Raw genomic sequence first — 20,269 nt, 5'->3', positions numbered from 1 at the left:
TGCGTTCTCCAGTTCAGCATGCCTGTTTGTCTCTTTCGCCCAATAAAAATCCCCACCCGGGGGTGAGGATTGATTTATGGGTGCAACCGTCTGGTGGCTTATTGTGCCAGCAGGTGACCGACCAGCTCATGACGCCACCCTTGCAGCAGCATCGGCTTGTCGCTGCGGGCCCGCTCTTCGTCGTTCATCCGCCAGCTCCAGGTGAAGTACTGGTGAATGATCTTCTTGCTGGCAATCAGCTCGGGCGGAATATTGCTCGCCTTGGCCTTCTCTTCCACCATGGCCTTGATGCGCTTGAGCTCGGCCTTGTACTGGGGGAAGTCCACCAGCCGACGAATGGGCTCGGGCCAGCTGTCAGGATCGCTCTGCTGCGCCTTGGCGACGATATCGAGCATCCGCTTGCCGTGGATCTTGATCTCGATGGGCGATAGGCCGAGCTCGTTGAGATCCCGCAGGGAGGCAGGACGACGCTCCGCCACCTTGAACAGGTGCAGCTCTTTCACCACAAAATTGAGGGCCAGGTCCCGGCGCACCGCCTCTTGCTGGCGCCAAGCGGCCAGCTCGCGCAGAATGGCGAGCTCGCGGCGACCCAGTTGCCAGGCGTTGACGATTTCAAGATAAGCCTGACGGGGATCGCTACCCTGGGTCTTGCGGGCAGAGTGGTTCTGGCACTCCTGCTCGAACCAGGCAAACTTGCCGCTTTCCCGCAGTTTGGCCATCACTTTCTCGTAGAGCGGCATCAGGTAGAAGACATCCGCTGCCGCGTATTCGAGCTGACGTGGCGTAAGCGGGCGGGCCAGCCAATCGGTGCGCGCTTGGTCTTTTTCCAGCTCGACCCCGAGGAATTCATTCACCAGCGCACCAAAGCCGACCGAGACGCCGTAACCGAGAAAGGCGGTTGCCAGCTGGGTGTCGTGCATCTGGTTGGGCAGGTGGCCCGCCTGATGCTGGATAAGCTCCAGATCTTCGCCAGAGGCGTGCAGGATGGCGATCTGCCCTTCCCGCCCCAGTCGCTGCCAGAGGGCGGAGAGATCCAGGGTGAGCGGATCCAGCAGCGCCAGATGCTCGCCGTCATAGATCTGGAACAGGCCAAGCTGGGGGTAGTAGGTACGGGTGCGAACGAATTCAGTATCGATAGCCAGGGGAACGTCGGCCAGAGAAGCGAGATACTGCTCAAGTTCGGCTTGCTGAGTGATAAGTTGATAGTGCATCTGTGCCTGCGCGGTTGATCAGGGCCAAAAAGAAAAAACCGTGGGATGACCCACGGTTTTGCATAACGACGGTGCTGGTTTGCAGAGGCTTCTGCAGCCGCAGTCCGGTTATTGCTTGGCAATCTCCTCGTCGCGCAGTACGCGGCGCAGGATCTTGCCCACATTGGTCTTGGGAAGTTCGTCACGAAATTCTACCAGTTTCGGCACCTTATAGGCAGTCAGATGTTTACGGCAGTGGGCAATAATCTCGTCCTCCTGCAATTTTGCATCTTTCTTGACCACAAAGATCTTCACCAGCTCGCCGGAGACCTTGTGCGGCACGCCGACGGCAGCCACTTCCAGCACTTTCGGGTGCAGGGCAACGACATCTTCGATCTCGTTCGGATAGACGTTGAAACCGGAGACCAGGATCATGTCCTTCTTGCGGTCAACGATCTTGAAGAAGCCCTGCTCGTCGCACACGGCGATATCACCGGTACAGAGCCAGCCATCCTGCATCACTTCGGCGGTCGCCTCGGGGCGCTGCCAGTAGCCCACCATCACCTGCGGGCCGCGCACCTGCATTTCGCCCGGGGTGCCGAGGGCGTGGATCACCTGACCGTTGTCATCTACCAGACGGATCTCGGTAGAGCAGACCGGCAAACCGATAGAGCCGTTGTAGTCAGTCAGATCGTAGGGGCAGACACTCACCAATGGCGAACACTCGGTCAGGCCATAGCCTTCCAGCAGCGGGGTATCGGTCAGCGTCTTCCACTTCTCCGCGACCGCGCGCTGCACCGCCATGCCGCCACCGATGGTCAGCTTGAGCTTGTCAAAGGCGAGCCCCTGAAACTCCTCGTTGTTGACCAGCGCATTGAACAGGGTGTTAACCCCGGTAATGCAGGTGAAGGGGTACTTCTTGATCTCTTTGACAAACCCCGGGATGTCGCGCGGGTTGCTGATCAGCAGGTTGTAACCGCCGATACGCATAAAGAGCAGGCAGTTCACGGTCAGGGCAAAAACGTGGTAGAGCGGCAGCGCGGTGACCACGAACTCCTTGCCGCGCTCCAGCATGGGGCCGTAGACGCCGAGGCATTGCTCGACGTTGGCAATCATGTTGCGATGAGTCAGCATGGCCCCTTTGGAGAGGCCGGTGGTGCCACCGGTGTACTGCAGGAAGGCGAGATCGTCGTTGGTGATCTCCGGCTTGATGTACTGCAGGAAACGCCCCTTGGAGAGGGCCTGACGCATGGTGGTGGCGTGGGGCAGATTGTATTTCGGCACCAGCTTCTTGACGTACTTGACCACGAAGTTGACCAGGGTGCCCTTGGCAAGCCCCAGGTTGTCCCCCATCCGAGTCAGGATAACGTGCTTGATCGGGGTGTCATAGACCACTTTTTCCAGGGTATGGGCGAAGTTGGAGACGATGACGATGGCTTTGGCACCGGAATCTTTGAGCTGATGCTCCAGCTCGCGCGGGGTATAGAGCGGGTTGACGTTGACCACGATCATGCCGGCGCGCAGGATGCCGAACACGGCGATGGGGTATTGCAGCAGGTTAGGCATCATCACCGCAACCCGATCCCCTTTCTCCAGCTTCAGCTCGTTTTGCAGGTAGGCAGCAAAGGCGCGGGACTGCTCTTCCAGACGGCGGTAGGTGATGGTTTGGCCCATGTTGACGAAGGCGGGCTGATCGGCAAACTGGGTCACCGAGGATTCGAACATCTCGACCAGGGAGCTGTATTGGTCTGGATTGATCTCGGCGGGGACCCCTTCCGGATAACGTTTCAGCCAGACTTTTTCCACAAACTTCTCCTGCATAACTAGCACCTGTGCGCTCACTGTGTTGCCTCCGTCCCGGTTCACATCCATTTTAATCGGTTGTTTTAAGCTGATGCTCTAATGCCGCACATATTTACACAGCGCAACATCAATTAACAGCAAATTAACAACAGAAAAATGTGAGGGAGAAAACAAACCTGGAATTATTGAAAGCTGGCGATTCTACCGAACTTGACAAAACTTTACGATACAAACGGCCGTATCAACCGAATTTTCCATATGAAAATGGTGGTTTCCACCCAATATGACCCGCTCGATCTGCTGGAAGGCATCCTGACGGGCCTGCCATTGGGCTTCAAGCGCAGCAAAGCCCTGCTCCCCCTGAATCAACAGCACAGGACAACGGATAGCCACCATCAATGCACGAGCCTGTCCTTCGCTCATTCTCAGGGGTGAAAGATCCCGCAAGCGGGGGTCGCTGCGCCAGTACCAGCGCCCTGCCCTCATCTCAAGCTGCCGCTCACAGATAAGGCGCGCCGACTGCGGCGTGATATCCGCCACTTTGCAACGAGCAGCCACGGCTTCATCGATGGAGGCAAAGCCGTTGGCACTGCGCTCCCGGGTGCGACTGCGGTTTAAAATCGCACGTCGCAGCTGGGCAGGTACCTCCTCATCGGGCTGACTGAGCGGGCCCAGCCCCTCCAGCATGATCAGCCGTTCCACCTGTTCGGGAAACACCCCGGCATAGGTCGAGGCGATCAACGCCCCGAGGGAGTGACCGAGCAGAGTGAAGCGCGACCAGCCGGCCGCCTGCGCGATCTGGTAGAGATCGTCCAGCCAGTCAACAAAGACATAAGGGGTGGTTTTGTGATCTGAGTGACCGTGCCCCGGCAGATCGACACAGATGAGGTGAAAATCCCCCAGATGCGGCGCCAGCGGCAAGAAGCTGGCACTGTTGTCGAGCCAGCCATGCAAGGCGATCAACAGGGGTTTGCCCTGCTGAGCCTGATCCGCGAGTTGATTCTCAAGCAGGGCCACCTGCCGACCATCTGCCAGGGTCAGCAGACGTTCGTGCAGAGTGCTTTTGATGCTCTTGATCATGGCAAGCCTTAACGACGCAGCGGCCGTCTCGGCCAGAAGGGATCATAGAAGGGGTCGTAGAAGTAGGGGTCCATATAGCGAACCTCCACCTCCTTGACTGGCGGCCACAGCTTGCTGCCCGTCACATTGAGCACCGAGAAGCGGTACTTGTGCTCGCCAATCTGGCTATCCACCGGTTGGCCTATGGTGCCAAGCACCGTCAGGCTGCGCCCCTTGGCGTAGAGGGTCGGATCGACAAAACCCTTCATGATGGCCAGAAAACGTCCCGGGCTCTGCTCGGTCTGCTCCGGCACACCGTTGGACTTGAGCGGCAGATAGACCACTTCAATAACGCTCTGATCCGCCTTGTTGTGCACCGCCGAGATAACGCCGCTCCAGCGGGCCGGTTTACCCTCCATCCCGCCAAGGGCGGGCTGATAGGCCACCAGCTGGTTTTCAGGCTCATAGGCCAGCTCCTTGGGAACCGAGCTACAGGCCCCGAGCAGCAGGGCCAGTGCCCCGACCACCATAGTGCGTTTCATCATATCGCTTCTGCTATTACGCATCATGTCACTCTCCTGTTGCCAGCGTGGCCCGTCGGGCCATCCGCTTGTGTTGCAGCTGATGAGCGGCAAGAGCGACATGACGTCAGTGCTCCTGCCCTTATTCGCGACCCGGCAGTTTTTTCCAGGTCACCTTGTCACGCAAATAGACCGGCGTCGCTAGCTCAACCGGCACCGCCTCCCCCGCCAGCCAGGCGGCGCGGGCCAGCGGCAGCATGTCCTCTGCCGCCGGGAAACGTACCTGGCTCACCGCCAGCTCATCGGCCAGACCACTCAGGGTCTCGCCATAGGTTTCAAAACCGGTGCCGACGCAGGTCACAGGGCCCGCCAGCTTGCCACGGGCGTCAACCAGCGCCGCGGGCTCGCTCACCACCTCGTCACCCACCAGCTGCATGCGGCCATCAATTAGCTCATAGCGGCCGAAATAGACCTCGTTCATCCGCGCATCGATGGCGGTCAGCACCTGCTGGGCGCCATCCAGTCGATAGGCGCCTTGCGCCATGGCGGCCAGGGTCGAGATGCCGATCAGCGGCACACCCGCACCAAACGCCAGCCCCTGTGCCACACTGATGCCGATCCGCACGCCGGTAAAGGAGCCCGGGCCGCGGCCGAACGCGATAGCATCGAGGTCACTCAAACTTATCCCGGCATCCTCTAACACAGCCTGAACCATGGGCAGGATTTTTCGGGTGTGATCCCGTGGCGCCTCCTCCCAGCGGGAGAACAGCTTGTCACCCACCAGCAAGGCGGCGGAGCAGGCTTCGGTGGCGGTATCTACGGCCAGGATCTTCAACTCATTCATGCTTTCCAATCTCTATAAAATCAGTCAATTACATAACCGGCAAGCGAGATATGCTCACCCGTTGTTCAAATCTGTTAGCTGGCGGCACACTTGTTCACCGCGTTCAGTGCGATCGAAAAAACTCCCCAACGTTCCCAACTCCCGGGTACGGGGGATGGCAGGCAGACTCTTGATAAAGGTGGCGCCGTAAGGTTTGTTGACCATTCGAGGATCACATATCACCAGCACCCCGTGATCACTGCGATCACGAATAAGCCGTCCCACCCCCTGTTTGAGGGCAATCACCGCCTTGGGCAACTGCAGCTCGGCGAAGGGATCACCCCCCTTAAGCTTGCAATCATCCACCCGCGCCTTGAGCAGCGGATCATCGGGGCTGGCAAACGGCAGCTTGTCGATGATAACACACGACAATGCAGCCCCTCTCACGTCGATCCCCTCCCAGAAGCTGCTGGTCGCCACCAGTACGGCGCGGCCATTCTCGACAAACTCCTTGAGCAACCGCTGCTTATTGTCCTCCCCCTGCAACAAGACGGTACGGCCAATCTCCCGGCGCAGCACCTCGGCTACCTGACGCATCACCTGATGGCTGGTGCAGAGGAAGAAACAGCCCCCCGGCGTCTTGTTGATGAGGGGGATCATCAGATTGGCCAGCTGCTCGCCACGGCCAAAGGCGTTGGGCTCCGGTAGATAACGGGGCACACAGAGCCGCGCCTGCTCGCCATAGTCGAACGGACTGTCGAGGATCAGCTCGGCGCTGCCCGCCAGCCCCAGCTCGGCCTTGAAGTGGTCAAACCGCATATCCACCGTCAGGGTGGCGGAGGTGAAGACCCAGGCCACTTCCGGTCTTTGCACCTCGGCACTGAATCGCTCGGCCACCGACAGCGGCGTCAGATTGAGGGTGAAGTGAAGCCGTGAGCAGTCGTACCAGTAGGAGAAACCGGTCTGGTTAACCGCCAGCACTTCACCCAGGCGGGTGCGCAGTTCACTGATGCGCTCGAAGGCGTGATCCAGCTGCTCGCCCCGGCCGAGAGCCAGTTTGAGCACCTCGTAGCAGAGCCCGATGGCATCGTTAAGACGAGCCAAAGCCTGACCCCAGAGCGGCTGGCGCAGCATGTCGCGGGTATTGCCGCGACCGCCATCCACTCCGAAGGCCAGACGCAGATCCTGACTGGCGATAGCGAGCCGGTCCGCCGCCTTGCCAAGCTGGGCCATGTCGTGGGCCTCTGCCCGATAGGCTAGCTGGATATCCTGCGCCAGATCCTGAATCGTTCGGCTGCCTACCGACTTGCCGAAGTAGTTGGTGGCGATCTCCGGCAGCTGATGGGCTTCATCAAACACATAGACTTGTGCTTCCGGCACCAACTCGCCAAATCCGGTGTCTTTCACCGCCATATCGGCGAAGAAGAGGTGGTGGTTGATCACCACCACCTGGGCGTCCATGGCGCGGCGACGGGCTACCACCAGATGGCAGTCGTCGTAATAGGGGCAGTCGCGACCGAGGCAGTTGTCGTTGGTGCTGGTGACGTGGGCGAGGATCTCGGCGTTCTCCTGCAATCCCGGAATATCCCCCACATCGCCGTTATCGGTGGCGGTAGACCAGGATTTGACCTTCACCAGATCGTTGAGGATTTCAGGCTTTTGCAGATGGGATTCGCTCAAGAGCCGGTTCATCCGCTCGATGCAGAGATAGTTGCTGCGTCCCTTGAGCAAGGCCACCGGCGGGGTGTAGGAGAGCGCCCCTGTGATGGTCGGGAGATCCCGATAGAAGAGCTGCTCCTGCAGGTTCTTGGAGCCGGTGCTGATCACCACCCGCTTGCCGGATTCCAGCGCAGGCACCAGATAGGCGTAGGTCTTGCCGGTACCGGTTCCTGCCTCCACCAACAGACGGCCACCACTTTTGATGGCGCGCGCGACCGCTTCGGCCATCTCCAGTTGGGGAGCGCGGGCTTTGAAACCGTCGATATGGCTGGCCAGAGGGCCATCTGGCTTGAACAGGGTCTGGATGGTCAAAAGGGCGTCCCGCAGCAAAAGCGGCCATTATGCCAAAAGCGCGGCAAAAGCGGGACAGATAATCTGCCTAGACGAACAGATCGATCTGATGCTCGGGATCCGGCTTGTGATCGCCCTCCTCCACCTTGGGCTGATCACGCTTGGCGGGCGTGCTATACGCCTGCTGGCGCTGCTGGGAGTCACTGTTGTCAGTGCTGGTCTTGCGCAGCTGGTGCTTTTTGCTGATCTGGTTCACTTCCCGCTTGATCTCTTCGCTGCCGGGCGAGGCAGGCGCCCGGGGCAAAATGGGGAACAACAGGTCCTGGCTGGGCATGATGGCGACTCCTGCAGGGGTTATTGTCTAGTTATCGACCAGAAAACCGTTTTCGCCACTTTAATCGATCAAATCACAATTTCGGGTTGCATTTTCTGTCAAGGCAGGTAGTTTAAATCAGGCGTCAATTACGACATCTTATTTTGTAAAGGATTGATTACATGAAGTTCACCACCCTGAAGACTCATCACCACCATCATCATCCCGACTAGTCTTTCAGGAGGTTGACTGCTGGAAGACACTTAACTGGTGACTTCCAAAAGGACCGCAAGATTCATAAACCCTCGGAAGCACCCACTTCCGAGGGTTTTTTCGTTTTTGACTAGAAGGAAATCGAGCAATGGAAACACAACGTCTGCGTATCGCCATGCAAAAGTCCGGTCGTCTGAGCCAGGACTCCCAAGCCCTGTTCAAGAGCTGTGGCCTCAAGATCAACCTGCGCGAGCAGCGCCTTATCGCCCATGTCGAGAACATGCCCATCGATATCCTGCGGGTGCGTGATGACGACATCCCTGGTCTGGTGATGGAAGGGGTGGTCGACCTTGGCATCATCGGCGAGAACGTGCTGGAAGAGGTGCAGCTTATTCGCGCTTCACAAGGATTGCCTGCGGAGGTCAAAACCCTCAAGCAGCTGGACTTTGGTGGCTGCCGCCTCTCACTGGCGGTACCGGAAGATGTGACCTACACAGGGCCACAGAGTCTGGCGGGCAAGCGCATTGCCACCTCCTACCCGGGGCTGCTCAAGCGCTTCTTTGACGAAAAGGGCCTTGGCTTCAAGAGCGTGATGCTGGGCGGCTCGGTGGAAGTGGCGCCACGCGCGGGTCTGGCCGATGCCATCTGCGATCTGGTTTCCACCGGCGCGACCCTGGAAGCCAATGGCCTCAAAGAGGTGGAGGTGATCTACCGCTCCAAGGCGGTACTGGTACAGGCCCCCAACCCCTTGTCCGATGCCAAACAGAAGCTCATCGACAAACTGCTGCCCCGCATTCAGGGGATGCAGCAGGCCCGCGAGAGCAAGTACATCATGCTGCACGCCCCCAAAGACAAGCTCGATGCCATCACCGATCTGCTGCCGGGTGCCGAGCGCCCCACCATCATGCAGCTGGCCGGTGACACCAATCAGGTGGCGCTGCACGTCGTCTCCAGCGAGACCCTGTTCTGGGAGACCATGGAGCAGCTCAAGGCCCTCGGTGCCAGCTCCATTCTGGTGCTGCCCATCGAAAAAATGATGGAATAAGGAAGGGACATCATGCAGACCCTGATCTGGAAGACCCTCTCCCCCGCCCAGCAGGCCGACGTGCTGACCCGACCGGCCTTGAGTGACGAGGCCGATATCGGCCTCGTGGTACGGGATATCATCGCTGCAGTGCGTAGCCGTGGCGATGAGGCCTTGCGCGAGCTGAGCCTGCGCTTCGAGCGCGCCCCCCGTGAGCAGTTGCGCGTCAGCGAAGATGAGATTGAAGCTGCCTGCGCGCGGCTGGATGACGACATCAAAAATGCCATCGAAGCGGCCATTGCCAACATTCGCTCCTTCCACGCCGCCCAAATGCAGCCGGTGGTACGGGTAGAGACCCAACCCGGGGTGGTGTGCGAGCTGCGCACCCAGCCCATCAGTCGGGTCGGCCTCTATGTGCCGGGGGGCAGCGCGCCGCTCCCCTCCACCGTGATGATGTTGGCTATTCCAGCCGCCATCGCTGGTTGCCGTGAAGTGGTGCTCTGTACCCCATCCCCCGCCAGCGACGAGATCCTGTTTGCTGCCCGAGCCTGCGGGGTCGAGAAGGTGTTCGCCATCGGCGGTGCCCAGGCCATCGCCGCCATGGCGTACGGCACCGAGAGCATCCCCAAGGTGGACAAGATCTTCGGCCCGGGCAACGCCTATGTGACCGAAGCCAAGGGGCAGGTATCCCGCGACTGGCGCGGCGCTGCCATCGACATGCCCGCTGGCCCCTCCGAGGTGCTGGTGATTGCCGACGAGAGCGCCAACCCCGCCTTCGTGGCAGCGGACCTGCTCTCCCAGGCCGAGCACGGCCCCGACAGCCAGGTGGTGCTGGTGACCACCTCGCCGCTGCTGGCCGATGCCATCGCAGGGGAGATCAAGAGCCAGCTGGCCAAGTTGAGCCGCCGCGATATCGCCGCCCAGGCGCTGGGCTCAAGTCTGGTGATCCTCTGTGACGATCTGGCCGAGGCGTGTGCCATCTCTAACGCCTATGCGCCGGAGCACCTGATTGTGCAGACCCGCGCCCCGCGTGATCTGCTGGATAAACTCGAGAACGCCGGTTCCATCTTTCTGGGAGCATGGACACCGGAATCGGTCGGCGATTACGCCAGCGGCACCAACCACACCCTGCCCACCTATGGCTATGCCCGTACCTGTTCCAGCCTTGGCCTCGCCGATTATCAGCGCCGCTATACGGTGCAGGAGCTGAGCGAGCGCGGCATTCAGGGCCTTGGCCCCATCGTCGAGCGCATTGCTCAGGCCGAAGGGCTCGATGGCCACAAAAATGCCGTCACCCTCAGATTGAACGCCCTGGCCGCCGCGCCCCAACCAACAGCACAGCAGAAGGATTTGTCATGAGCATTGCCAATCTGGCGCGCCGCGTGGTGCGGGCCCTCACCCCTTATCAATCCGCCCGCCGCATCGGCGGCAAGGGCCACGTCTGGCTCAATGCCAACGAGGCGCCGCAGGCCTATCCCTTCACCATCGAGGGAAGCCGCCTCAACCGCTACCCCGAGTGCCAACCGGCCGAGGTGGTGAACGGCTATGCCGCCTACGCCGGGGTCAATCCCGATCAGGTGCTGGTGAGCCGCGGCGCCGATGAGGCCATTGAGCTGCTTATTCGCACCTTCTGCGAAGCGGGTGAAGATCAGATCCTCATCTGCCCGCCCACCTACGGCATGTACGCCATCAGCGCCGAGACCTGTGGCGTCGGCATCGTCGAGCAGCTGCTGACCGCCAACCGCCAGCCGGACTGGTCCGCCATCGCCGATCGCCTCAGTGACGTGAAACTGGTGTTTCTCTGCTCCCCCAACAACCCCACCGGGGATCTGGTGGGACGTGACGGTCTCATCGCTTTGCTGGAAAAAGCCCGGGATCGCGCCATCGTGGTGGTGGACGAGGCCTATATCGAGTTCTGCCCGGAAGCATCCGTGGTGGACCTGCTGGCCCGTTTCCCCAATCTGGTGGTGACCCGCACCCTCTCCAAGGCTTTTGCCCTGGCGGGGATCCGCTGTGGCTTTACGCTGGCAAGCCCCGAGGTGATCGCCATGCTGGCCAAGGTGATCGCCCCCTATCCCATCCCCGAGCCCATCGCCCAGATCGCGGCGCAGGCCCTCTCCCCCATGGGACTGGAGCTGATGCGCGAGCGAGTGGTAGAGCTCAACAAGCAAAAAGCCGCCTTCATGGCAGAGCTGGCAACGCTTGCCTGCGTGAAGGAAGTATTCGAGGACAAGGGCAACTTCGTGCTGGTGCGCTTTGTGGATGGCGCCACCGTCTTTGCCGCCATGAAGGCCGCCGGTATCATTCTGCGGGATTTCTCCAGCAAGCCGGGTCTGGACAACAGCATTCGCATCACCATCGGCTATCAGGGCGAGATGGATGCCGTGCTGGCGGTATTGCGTGATCTGCCCTCTCCCACTTTGTAAGACAAGGATGTAGCGATGAAGACCCCGTTTTTGTTTATCGACCGCGACGGCACCCTGATTGAAGAGCCGGTGACCGACAAGCAGGTGGATAGCCTCGCCAAGCTGCGCTTCGAACCCATGGTCATTCCGGTGCTGCGCGAGTTACAGGCTGCCGGTTACGTGCTGGTGATGGTGACCAATCAGGATGGGCTGGGCACCGCCAGCCTGCCGCTGGAGAACTTCCAGCCGCCCCACGACCTGATGATGCACCTGTTTGAATCCCAAGGGGTGAAGTGGGAGCAGGTGCTGATCTGCCCGCACTTCCCCACCGATGGCTGCAGCTGCCGCAAGCCCCACCTTGGGCTGGTGAAGGATTATCTCGCCTCCGGTCGCATCGACTTTGCCAACTCCTTCGTGATTGGCGATCGCCAGACCGATCTGCAGCTGGCCGAGAATATGGGCATTGGCGGCATTCGCTACCACCCTCAGGATCACAACTGGCTCGCCATCCGTGATCAGCTGTTGTCCAAAGGACGAGTAGCCGAAGTAGAACGTTACACCAAAGAGACCCGCATTCAGGTAGCTGTTGACTTGGACAAGAGCGGCGGCAACCAGATCGCCACCGGCATCGGCTTCTTTGATCACATGCTGGATCAAATTGCCACCCACGCCGGTTTCCAGCTCAAGCTGAACGTCAGCGGCGATCTGCATATCGACGATCACCACACGGTGGAAGATGTGGGGCTGGCGCTGGGTCAGGCACTGCGTCAGGCCCTTGGCAACAAGCGCGGTATCGGCCGCTTCGGCTTCGTGCTGGCGATGGACGAGGTGCAGGCGGTGATCGATGCGCGCCCGCTGACCGAGCAGGAGGTGAGTACCGCGCTGGATCTCAGCGGTCGCCCCTACTTCGTGTTTGACTGCCCGAGCGGCTTTGGCCGCGACAACGTGGGCGAGATGGCCACCGAGATGGTGCCCCACTTCTTCCGTTCCCTCTCGGATGCCATGGCCATCACATTGCAGATGAAGGTGGGTAGCGGCAACACCCACCATCAGGTGGAGGCACTGTTCAAAGGCTTTGGCTGCGCCCTGCGTCAGGCTATTCGGGTGGAAGGGAGCGAGCTCCCCTCCAGCAAGGGAGTGCTGTGATGGATGCGAGCAAGCAGAAGCTGGTCATTATCGATACCGGCTGCGCCAATCTGGCCTCGGTCAGGATGGCGTTCGAGCGCCTCGGCGTGCAGCCGCTGGTCTCAAGCGTGGCGGCCGATATCGAGCAGGCGGACAAGCTGATCCTGCCCGGCGTCGGCACCGCGGTGGCCGCCATGAAAAACCTCAACGAGCGCGGGCTGGTGCCCCTTATTCGCGCCGCCAAACAGCCGCTGCTGGGCTTTTGCCTCGGCATGCAGATGCTGGCGGAGGCCTCCGAAGAGAGCATGGGTACGGATGACTCGTCAGAGCGGCTTATCGACTGCCTTGGCATAGTGCCGGGCAAGATCCGGCTGATGGAGGTCGGCACCTTATACCAGTCAAACATGCGCCTGCCCCATATGGGCTGGAACCAGATTGAGCATGACGAGACCCATCCTCTGCTCAAGGGGATCCCGAGCGGCAGCTACTTCTACTTCGTGCACTCCTATGCGCTGGAGGTGACCGGGGCGACGCTGGCGACCTGCGACTACGGCCAGCCGTTTACCGCCATCGTCGGTTGACAACTTCTTTGGCGCCCAATTCCACCCGGAGCGCTCAGGCGCAGCCGGTGCCCGTTTGCTGCAAAATTTTCTGGAGCTGTGACTAGCATGATCATTCCCGCAATTGACCTTATCAACGGTCAGGTAGTTCGCCTCTATCAGGGGGACTACGACCAGAAGACCGAATACAGCAGCAGCCCGCAGGCCCGCTTCGATGAATATGTCTCCCAGGGGGCGGTGCAGCTCCATCTGGTGGATCTGGACGGTGCCAAGGATGCCAAGGCGCGCCAGCTGCCCCTGCTGACCCAACTGCTGTCAGCCACCGAAGCGCCAGTGCAGGTCGGCGGCGGCGTGCGCACCGAACAGGATGTAGCGGATCTGCTGGCCGCCGGTGCCAGCCGGGTAGTGATTGGCTCCACCGCCGTCAAATCCCCGGATCTGGTAGCGAGCTGGATGGAGAAATATGGCCCCGAGCAGATTGTGCTGGCGCTGGACGTCAATATCGATGAGCAGGGCAATCGCCATATCGCGGTGGCGGGCTGGCAGGAGAACAGCGGCGTGACCATCGAAGCGCTGATCGATCGCTTCCTCCCCGCCGGGCTCAAGCATGTGCTCTGCACCGACATCAGCCGTGACGGCACCTTGGCTGGCACCAACGTCGAGCTCTATCGTGATCTCTGCGCCCGCTACCCGAGCGTCGCCTTTCAGGCCTCCGGCGGCATTGGCGGCATCGCGGATATCGAGGCGCTCAAGGGCTCCGGCGTCAAGGGGATCATCCTTGGCCGCGCCCTGCTGGAGGGCAAGTTCTCGGTGGGTGACGCCATCGCCTGCTGGCAAGCCCCCGCAGCCGATACCACAGGAGGCAACTGATGCTGGCAAGACGCATTATCCCCTGCCTCGACGTGAAAGATGGCGTGGTGGTCAAGGGGGTACAATTTCGCAACCACGAGGTGATGGGCGGCATTGTCGAGCTGGCGCGCCGCTACGCCGAGGAAGGGGCCGACGAGCTGGTGTTCTATGACATCACCGCCTCCAGCGATGCCCGGGTGGTGGACAAGAGCTGGGTGAGCCGGGTAGCGGAGGTGATCGATATCCCCTTCTGCGTCGCCGGTGGCATCAAAAGCGTGGAAGATGCCCGCCAGATCCTCGAATTTGGCGCCGACAAGGTCTCCATCAACTCTCCGGCCCTTGCCGACCCGACTCTGATCAGCCGACTGGCCGAGCGCTTTGGCGTGCAGTGCGTGGTGGTGGGCATTGACTCCTACTTCGATGCCGACACGGGCCACTATCAGGTCAAACAGTTTACCGGCGACGAAAGTCGCACCCGCACCACCGCCTGGCACACCCTCGACTGGGTGCAGGAGGTGCAAAAGCGCGGCGCGGGCGAAATCGTGCTGAACGTGATGAATCAGGACGGCATGCGTCAGGGCTATGACCTCGACCAGCTCAAGCTGGTGCGCAGCGTCTGCAAGGTGCCGCTGATTGCCTCCGGCGGCGCCGGGGCCATGGCACACTTTCGCGATGCCTTCACCCTCGCCGACGTGGACGGGGCGCTGGCCGCCTCTGTGTTCCACAAGGGCCTTATCCCCATTCCCGAATTGAAACGCTGGCTGAAAACCGAAGGAGTCGCCATCCGTGAATAACTTCTCTGAAAATGCACAAACAACCGCCAGCGCGCGCCCCCTTGCCGAGCAGCTCGACTGGGAAAAGTGCGATGGCATGATCCCCGCCATCGTCCAGCACGCCGCCAGCGGCGAGGTGCTGATGCAGGGCTTTATGACCCGCGAAGCGCTGGAAAAAACGCAGACCACCGGTCAGGTCACCTTCTTTAGCCGCAGCAAACAGCGGCTCTGGACCAAGGGTGAAAGCTCGGGCCATGTGCTCAAACTCGTGGCCATCAGCACCGACTGCGATCAGGACTCTCTGCTGATCGCCGCCAACCCCGTCGGCCCCACCTGCCATAAAGGGACAACCTCCTGCTTTAACGGCCACCCGCTGCCGCCCCTCGGTTTTCTGGCAGAGCTGGAGCAGGTGCTGGCCGCCCGCAAAGGGGCCGATCCGGCCACCAGCTACACCGCCAGCCTCTACGGCAAAGGGACCAAGCGCATCGCCCAGAAGGTCGGTGAGGAAGGCGTAGAAGTGGCGCTCGCCGCCATGGCCAAGGATCGGGAGGAGCTCATCAACGAATCCGCCGATCTGCTCTACCACCTGACCGTGCTGTTGCAAAACGAAGGGCTGGGATTACAGGATGTGGTGCAGCGGCTTTATCAGCGGCACAATAAATAAGCTGAGAATATAGCCGGGTTATCCCGGCTTTATTTAGTCAAGATACACGGCTAGCTCAACTAAATTTTTATACGTTGTTAAGCGTCGCTCCAATAGTGACAGTTCCTTTTCTGCCAAAATAGTATTTTCTTCTACAGTCAAATTCCGCATACGCCTAACACAATCTATTGTTAACGAGATAAAACGAGATGAATATTCATCATCTAAAGTCGGCTTCAATAGCCCCTCATAAGACATGACTAAAATGTTTCTCAAGGAAACCATATATTCACTATCTTTAAATGGATTTGCATATCGTTCACCATCGACATACTTAATATAACTTCCTATAGTACTCCCTGCTTTTATAAAACATTGAAAATGTTGTTCTTCATACTCACTTGTCAGACTATTAAAACCTTTCAAAGTAGGATGGTTATCTGTCTTAGGCATTTTGCCATCCGCTACAGCGCGATAATCTTCATTATTTTTCTCGCATAGAGAGAACAGGTAAATAAGAAAAATCAGATTTAATGTGCAACCTTGGTAATTTACGATGGACGCGTTCGTTCGATCCAACACTTGCTCTGTTTTTCTTAAGCTCAATGAAAAATGATCACAAACAGCAGTTAATACATTTACCAACACTTGGCTATTAGTGATCTCAGGCCATACAGTGACATGCTCAAAATGCAATTTTTTATCTACAACTGCCTGCTTAATAAACTCTCGCCGAGAGATACTGCCTAACGTAAATCGTCTATGAAAAAATCGGCCAAGATAACTTTCTGCATCAAAACCATCGCCATAAATTACCTTGATAGCATGCTGTAACTGCTCGGTATCGGTTGCAAGTACAAACACCACGCCGGGAATATCAAAAATATGTTTTATGGTCTCCAGCATTTCTACCGCATAGGAGGGGCGACAGCGATCCAGCTCATCAATCAGAATAAAGGCGGGATAATCCAATCGACCTTGGCCATCCAATTGGTCTAAGTTTGCTGAAACCGCAGCTTCAACCCATTGCCGAATTTCTTGTTTAAGATACTGGATAGATTCATAACGCTCTTTGTGATTGCTACAAAGCGTATCAACCAGCTTATCTGCATCTTCGCCTTCCACAGAAAAATCACTATCTTCCCATCCAGCTTTTTTAATAGCAGACTTGAGCACCAATTTTCCGCCCAGCTTGAGCAAACCCAATAGCTTGGGCTTGATGCCATCAGGTATGGAAACCTTATTTCCTGTTGCATCTTTCAATTGATCGATAATCGACGAAATAACCGTCAACAAGGGATCATCGGAAAAGTCCTGCTGCCAGGCATCGATATAAACGGTGGGATAATGCGCTTTCAGCTCCATATACCAGCGCTTGATAAACCAGGTTTTACCCGCCCCCCATTCGGCATTGAGGTTGAGCACATAATTGCGCTGCTTGCCTTCGGCAGCGAGGTAGTTGGTCAGAAACTCGGCATAGCGGGCGCGATCCAGCCGATCAGCACTCAAGATCTCTTCGCTACCCGCAATGGCCCCCGGCCCGTCCCACTGAACTGCGTCATCCCAATTAAACGGTGCCACTGCCATCTCGTATCTCTCCATATTGCGTTGCTGAGGATGATATCAGGGGCACAGTGAAAATAGTTTGATTAAAGACCTGTTTGTTGCCCTTTCTGCCGCTCGGAGTGGCGTATTTGATTGCCGATTAATTTCTCTGCTGCTAACCAATAATGCCGGGCCGATAAAGGGGGGAACAGGGTGATCTGCACAACCACAGACTCGGTTGATTGCCTTTGAGCTCGACAACGATGACAACCGTGTGACATGGCGCAGAACTTGCGGAAATAAACGCGAAACCTGACCTGTTCGGTGCTTTATTTAAAGCTGTTGATCTCTGTTGCGCGTCTTGTTCAACCGACCCATCGTAGCGACCCAAGGATGGCTAGCCCCATGAAGGATGAACCCTTCTCTATCCAGTTACAGCATGAGCTGGATCACCTCAAAGCCATCTTCAACGAGACGGACGCCTACATGTTTACCAAGGATCTGGCGGGCCGTTATACCTATGCCAATCAGGCGGTGCTGGATCTCTTTGGCTGTACCCTAACCGAGTTGCAGGGGCAGGATGATCGGGCCTTTTTTGATCTCGAATTCTCCGACACCATTCAACGCAACGACCGGTTGGTACTGGAGCAGCAACTCGCCATCGCCCAGGAGGAGATCAACTACCTCAAATCCACCGGGGAAAAGCGCTGCTACTGGACCGTTAAAAAGCCCATCCATGACAAGGATGGCAACCTGATCGGCCTGTGCGGCATCTCCACCGATATCACGGAACACAAGCTGATTGAGGCCCGCATGGCGGAGCAGCATCAGCTGCTGGAAATCATCCTCGCCAACGTGGATGCCCATATCTATATGAAGGACAGCCTGCACCGCTTTCTCTACGTCAACCAAAAGGTCGCCGATCTGCTGGGCATTCCTGCCGAGCAGATCATCAATCGGCGCGATGATGAGGTGATCCCCGCGGCCAGCGCCTGCCAGCTGTGGCGGCTGGACAACCGGGTATTCGAAACCGGCGAGCTGCAAGCCGGGGAAGAGATGCTGACCGATCCCGAAGGCAATCAGCACTACTACTGGTCGGTCAAGGTGCCCTTTCTGCTGGGGGATGGCACCCCCACCCTGATCGGTATCTCCTCAGATATCACCGAACTGCACCAGCTCAAGGAGCAACTGCACCAGCAGTCAGTGCGCGATGGCCTCACCGGTCTCTACAACCGCCGTTTCTTTTTCGAGATGTGCGAGAAGAACCTCAGTCTGGACATGCGCCACCACCTCACCTCGGTGCTGATGGTGCTGGATGTGGATCAGTTCAAGTGCATCAACGATCGCTTCGGTCACCCCCTTGGGGATAGCGCGCTGTTGCATCTGGGCAGGGTGATGCAATCGGTGCTGCGCAGCGAAGATGTGCTGGCCCGCATCGGCGGTGACGAGTTTGCTATCTTGCTGCCCAACACCACCCTCTTGGCCGCCGCATCCCTGGCCGAGCGACTGCGCCTGCAGGTGATGCAAAGCCCGCTGCCCCTGCCCGGTGGAGATAAGCTGGTCATCACCATCAGCGCAGGACTGGTGGAAAATGGCGAGGGGGAGCTGATGGAGAGCCTCTACGCCCGCGCCGATCAGATGCTCTATCAGGCTAAACAGAGCGGCCGCAACTGCGTTGCCTGCAAGGCTCCCTAGCCACACAATGGGAGGGCCAGCAGCCCTCCAGCTCCCTCGTATCTCCCTCCTATGAAAGTCTGTGCTGGCGCCTTACGAACAGGCCGCTACCCCAGCTGTTTGCGCAGCACGAATTTTTGCACCTTGCCGGTCGAGGTTTTCGGCAGCGGGGTGAAGATGATTCGTTTGGGGGCCTTGAAGTGGGCCATCTGCTCCCGGCAAAAGGCGATCAGCTCCGCCTGGGTGGTCTCTCGCCCCTCTTTCAGTTTGACGAAGGCGCAGGGCACCTCCCCCCACTTCTCATCGGGCATGGCGATCACCGCCGCTTCGTCCACATCCGGATGGCGATAGAGCACATCTTCCACCTCCAGACTGGAGATGTTCTCCCCGCCCGAGATGATGATGTCCTTGGATCTGTCCTTGATCTCCACATAACCATCCGGGTGCCATACCGCCAGATCGCCACTGCGAAACCACCCCTCCGCCATCGCCTCGGCACTGGCCGCCGGATTTTTGAGATAGCCCTTCATCACCACATTACCGCGCAGCACTATTTCCCCCATGGTTTTGCCATCTTTGGCCACCGGCTCGCCACTGACCGGATTGATAACCCGCATCTCCCCCTGCAGGGGCGACGCAACGCCCTGGCGCGCCTTGAGGCGGGATAGCGCCGTGGCATCCTGCCCTTGCCAGCTTCTTTGCGGCTCGCACAACACGCAGGGGCCATAGGTTTCGGTGAGGCCATAGACGTGGGTCACGGCGATCCCCATCGCCTCCATCCCGGCGATCACGGTGGCGGGGGGCGCAGCGCCGGCGGTCATCACCTTGATGGGGTGATCCAGCCCCTGTTTGAGTGCCTGATCGGCATTGTTGAGCATATTGATCACGATGGGCGCCGCACAAAAATGGCTCACCTTGTGCTCGTGCAGCGCCTCATAAATGGCGGCCGCCTGCACATGGCGCAGGCAGATACTCACCCCGGCGGTGGCCGCCAGCGTCCAGGGGAAACACCAGCCGTTGCAGTGAAACATCGGCAAGGTCCAGAGATAGACGGGATGTTTGGGCAGCTCCCAGGAGAGCACGTTGTTGATGGCGTTGAGGTGGGCGCCGCGATGGTGATAGACCACCCCCTTGGGGTTGCCGGTAGTGCCGGAGGTGTAGTTAAGGGAGATGGCCTGCCACTCATCCTCTGGCAACCAGCCTGGCTCATCGCCGTTACCAGTGGCAATAAAGGTCTCATAGTCGAGGTCACTGACAAGCGCCCCCTCCCGGTAAAGGGGATCGTCGATGGCGATAACCAGCGGCTGGCTCTTCAGCAGATCCAGTGCCTTGCGCACCACAGGGCCAAACTCCCTGTCCACCAGCACCACCTTGCTCTGGGCATGCTGGAAGATAAAGGCCATCGACTCTGCATCGAGCCGGGTATTGATGGTGTTGAGCACAGCACCGCTCATGGGCACCCCGAAGTGTGCTTCAAACATCGCCGGGATATTGGGCGCGACGATGGAGACAGTATCCCCCTCCCCGATGCCGCGAAGCCGCAGGGCCGAGGCCAACTGGCGGCAACGGCGGGCGGTCTCGCCCCAGCTCTGGCGTAGCGAGCCGTGGATCAGCGCCGGATAGTCGGGATAGACCCGCTCCGCCCGCCCCAAAAAGCTGATGGGGGTCAGGGCCTCAAAATTGGCAGCAGTTTTGGCAAGGTCGCGCTCATAGATGTTCTGCACTGTCATCGGATTCCT

Annotated in this window: 17 protein-coding genes, 1 pseudogene and 1 other annotated feature; of the genes and pseudogenes, 9 read left to right on the top strand and 9 right to left on the bottom strand. The window is 58.9% G+C overall.

Translation table 11 applies throughout. The annotated features are described in order from the left end of the window. Positions 1–98: 98 nt before the first annotated feature. From rnd to ACTG2B_RS09970, 7 genes are all read right to left on the bottom strand, one after another. Positions 99–1,211, bottom strand: coding sequence for a ribonuclease D (gene rnd / locus ACTG2B_RS10000; protein ID WP_108612378.1), 1,113 nt, complete (start codon positions 1,209–1,211; stop codon positions 99–101). A 108-nt stretch (positions 1,212–1,319) separates the two neighbouring features. After that, positions 1,320–2,996, bottom strand: a complete 1,677-nt coding sequence (gene fadD, locus ACTG2B_RS09995; RefSeq protein WP_429076857.1) for a long-chain-fatty-acid--CoA ligase FadD — start codon at positions 2,994–2,996, stop codon at positions 1,320–1,322. Between the two features lie 198 nt (positions 2,997–3,194). Then, positions 3,195–4,073, bottom strand: a complete 879-nt coding sequence (locus tag ACTG2B_RS09990; RefSeq protein WP_439995646.1) for an alpha/beta fold hydrolase — start codon at positions 4,071–4,073, stop codon at positions 3,195–3,197. Positions 4,074–4,081: 8 nt separating this feature from the next. Further along, complete coding sequence (locus tag ACTG2B_RS09985; RefSeq protein ID WP_019446435.1) at positions 4,082–4,597, bottom strand: Slp family lipoprotein; 516 nt, start codon at positions 4,595–4,597, stop codon at positions 4,082–4,084. A gap of 118 nt (positions 4,598–4,715) precedes the next feature. After that, positions 4,716–5,417, bottom strand: a complete 702-nt coding sequence (gene tsaB, locus ACTG2B_RS09980) for a tRNA (adenosine(37)-N6)-threonylcarbamoyltransferase complex dimerization subunit type 1 TsaB (RefSeq protein WP_429132226.1) — start codon at positions 5,415–5,417, stop codon at positions 4,716–4,718. Between the two features lie 54 nt (positions 5,418–5,471). Then, positions 5,472–7,427, bottom strand: coding sequence for an ATP-dependent DNA helicase (locus ACTG2B_RS09975; protein WP_088869088.1), 1,956 nt, complete (start codon positions 7,425–7,427; stop codon positions 5,472–5,474). 67 nt (positions 7,428–7,494) lie between these two features. Continuing rightward, the gene (locus ACTG2B_RS09970) at positions 7,495–7,740 is read right to left on the bottom strand and encodes a hypothetical protein (RefSeq protein ID WP_439995644.1); all 246 of its coding nucleotides are present in this window, start codon (positions 7,738–7,740) and stop codon (positions 7,495–7,497) included. A gap of 187 nt (positions 7,741–7,927) precedes the next feature. After that, positions 7,928–8,056 (top strand) — a sequence feature (His leader region). Between the two features lie 24 nt (positions 8,057–8,080). On the opposite strand from ACTG2B_RS09970, the gene hisG reads away from it, so the two are divergent. The 8 genes and pseudogenes from hisG to hisIE all read left to right on the top strand — a co-directional run bounded on the left by hisG (position 8,081) and on the right by hisIE (position 15,332). Next, positions 8,081–8,977, top strand: coding sequence for an ATP phosphoribosyltransferase (gene hisG, locus ACTG2B_RS09965; protein WP_042080809.1), 897 nt, complete (start codon positions 8,081–8,083; stop codon positions 8,975–8,977). A gap of 12 nt (positions 8,978–8,989) precedes the next feature. After that, complete coding sequence (hisD, locus tag ACTG2B_RS09960; RefSeq protein WP_439995641.1) at positions 8,990–10,315, top strand: histidinol dehydrogenase; 1,326 nt, start codon at positions 8,990–8,992, stop codon at positions 10,313–10,315. Next, positions 10,312–11,382, top strand: coding sequence for a histidinol-phosphate transaminase (gene hisC / locus ACTG2B_RS09955; protein ID WP_439995640.1), 1,071 nt, complete (start codon positions 10,312–10,314; stop codon positions 11,380–11,382). Before hisD ends, hisC begins: the two co-directional genes overlap by 4 nt. A gap of 15 nt (positions 11,383–11,397) precedes the next feature. Further along, entirely contained in the window at positions 11,398–12,507 is a 1,110-nt protein-coding gene (gene hisB / locus ACTG2B_RS09950; RefSeq protein ID WP_439995638.1) for a bifunctional histidinol-phosphatase/imidazoleglycerol-phosphate dehydratase HisB, read from the top strand. Beyond that, positions 12,507–13,149, top strand: a pseudogene (gene hisH, locus ACTG2B_RS09945) (imidazole glycerol phosphate synthase subunit HisH). The gene hisB and the pseudogene hisH overlap by 1 nt, the downstream one beginning before the upstream one ends. Before the next feature lie 5 nt (positions 13,150–13,154). Beyond that, positions 13,155–13,916: a 1-(5-phosphoribosyl)-5-[(5-phosphoribosylamino)methylideneamino]imidazole-4-carboxamide isomerase gene (gene hisA, locus ACTG2B_RS09940; protein ID WP_439995637.1), complete on the top strand. Its 762-nt coding sequence runs from the start codon at positions 13,155–13,157 to the stop codon at positions 13,914–13,916. Then, entirely contained in the window at positions 13,916–14,689 is a 774-nt protein-coding gene (gene hisF / locus ACTG2B_RS09935) for an imidazole glycerol phosphate synthase subunit HisF (RefSeq protein ID WP_005345639.1), read from the top strand. The genes hisA and hisF overlap by 1 nt, the downstream gene beginning before the upstream one ends. Beyond that, the gene (hisIE, locus tag ACTG2B_RS09930) at positions 14,682–15,332 is read left to right on the top strand and encodes a bifunctional phosphoribosyl-AMP cyclohydrolase/phosphoribosyl-ATP diphosphatase HisIE (RefSeq protein ID WP_439995636.1); all 651 of its coding nucleotides are present in this window, start codon (positions 14,682–14,684) and stop codon (positions 15,330–15,332) included. The genes hisF and hisIE overlap by 8 nt, the downstream gene beginning before the upstream one ends. Before the next feature lie 33 nt (positions 15,333–15,365). Here hisIE and ACTG2B_RS09925 read toward each other — a convergent pair whose 3' ends face one another. Further along, positions 15,366–16,898 carry a KAP family P-loop NTPase fold protein gene (locus ACTG2B_RS09925; protein WP_439995635.1) on the bottom strand — a complete coding sequence of 511 codons (1,533 nt, stop codon included), beginning with the start codon at positions 16,896–16,898 and terminating at the stop codon, positions 15,366–15,368. Positions 16,899–17,261: 363 nt separating this feature from the next. On the opposite strand from ACTG2B_RS09925, the gene ACTG2B_RS09920 reads away from it, so the two are divergent. After that, positions 17,262–18,551, top strand: coding sequence for a sensor domain-containing diguanylate cyclase (locus ACTG2B_RS09920; RefSeq protein ID WP_439995634.1), 1,290 nt, complete (start codon positions 17,262–17,264; stop codon positions 18,549–18,551). Positions 18,552–18,637: 86 nt separating this feature from the next. Here the strand turns inward: ACTG2B_RS09920 and ACTG2B_RS09915 are convergent, their stop codons facing one another. Then, positions 18,638–20,260, bottom strand: a complete 1,623-nt coding sequence (locus tag ACTG2B_RS09915) for an acyl-CoA synthetase (RefSeq protein WP_439995632.1) — start codon at positions 20,258–20,260, stop codon at positions 18,638–18,640. Positions 20,261–20,269: the final 9 nt, after the last annotated feature.

This window comes from Aeromonas sp. 30P, assembly GCF_051919805.1.
In the GTDB taxonomy this organism is placed as follows: domain Bacteria; phylum Pseudomonadota; class Gammaproteobacteria; order Enterobacterales; family Aeromonadaceae; genus Aeromonas; species Aeromonas veronii.
This window is presented reverse-complemented; position numbering and strand designations above follow the sequence as displayed.

What these genes read in the sequence shown, in the direction of transcription:
- rnd (WP_108612378.1), bottom strand. Translation starts at nt 1,211, where the DNA reads ATGCACTATCAACTTATCACTCAGCAAGCCGAACTTGAGCAGTATCTC.
- ACTG2B_RS09990 (WP_439995646.1), bottom strand. Translation starts at nt 4,073, where the DNA reads ATGATCAAGAGCATCAAAAGCACTCTGCACGAACGTCTGCTGACCCTG.
- ACTG2B_RS09985 (WP_019446435.1), bottom strand. Translation starts at nt 4,597, where the DNA reads ATGATGAAACGCACTATGGTGGTCGGGGCACTGGCCCTGCTGCTCGGG.
- tsaB (WP_429132226.1), bottom strand. Translation starts at nt 5,417, where the DNA reads ATGAATGAGTTGAAGATCCTGGCCGTAGATACCGCCACCGAAGCCTGC.
- ACTG2B_RS09970 (WP_439995644.1), bottom strand. Translation starts at nt 7,740, where the DNA reads ATGCCCAGCCAGGACCTGTTGTTCCCCATTTTGCCCCGGGCGCCTGCC.
- hisG (WP_042080809.1), top strand. Translation starts at nt 8,081, where the DNA reads ATGGAAACACAACGTCTGCGTATCGCCATGCAAAAGTCCGGTCGTCTG.
- hisD (WP_439995641.1), top strand. Translation starts at nt 8,990, where the DNA reads ATGCAGACCCTGATCTGGAAGACCCTCTCCCCCGCCCAGCAGGCCGAC.
- hisC (WP_439995640.1), top strand. Translation starts at nt 10,312, where the DNA reads ATGAGCATTGCCAATCTGGCGCGCCGCGTGGTGCGGGCCCTCACCCCT.
- hisB (WP_439995638.1), top strand. Translation starts at nt 11,398, where the DNA reads ATGAAGACCCCGTTTTTGTTTATCGACCGCGACGGCACCCTGATTGAA.
- hisA (WP_439995637.1), top strand. Translation starts at nt 13,155, where the DNA reads ATGATCATTCCCGCAATTGACCTTATCAACGGTCAGGTAGTTCGCCTC.
- hisF (WP_005345639.1), top strand. Translation starts at nt 13,916, where the DNA reads ATGCTGGCAAGACGCATTATCCCCTGCCTCGACGTGAAAGATGGCGTG.
- ACTG2B_RS09925 (WP_439995635.1), bottom strand. Translation starts at nt 16,898, where the DNA reads ATGGCAGTGGCACCGTTTAATTGGGATGACGCAGTTCAGTGGGACGGG.
- ACTG2B_RS09920 (WP_439995634.1), top strand. Translation starts at nt 17,262, where the DNA reads ATGAAGGATGAACCCTTCTCTATCCAGTTACAGCATGAGCTGGATCAC.
- ACTG2B_RS09915 (WP_439995632.1), bottom strand. Translation starts at nt 20,260, where the DNA reads ATGACAGTGCAGAACATCTATGAGCGCGACCTTGCCAAAACTGCTGCC.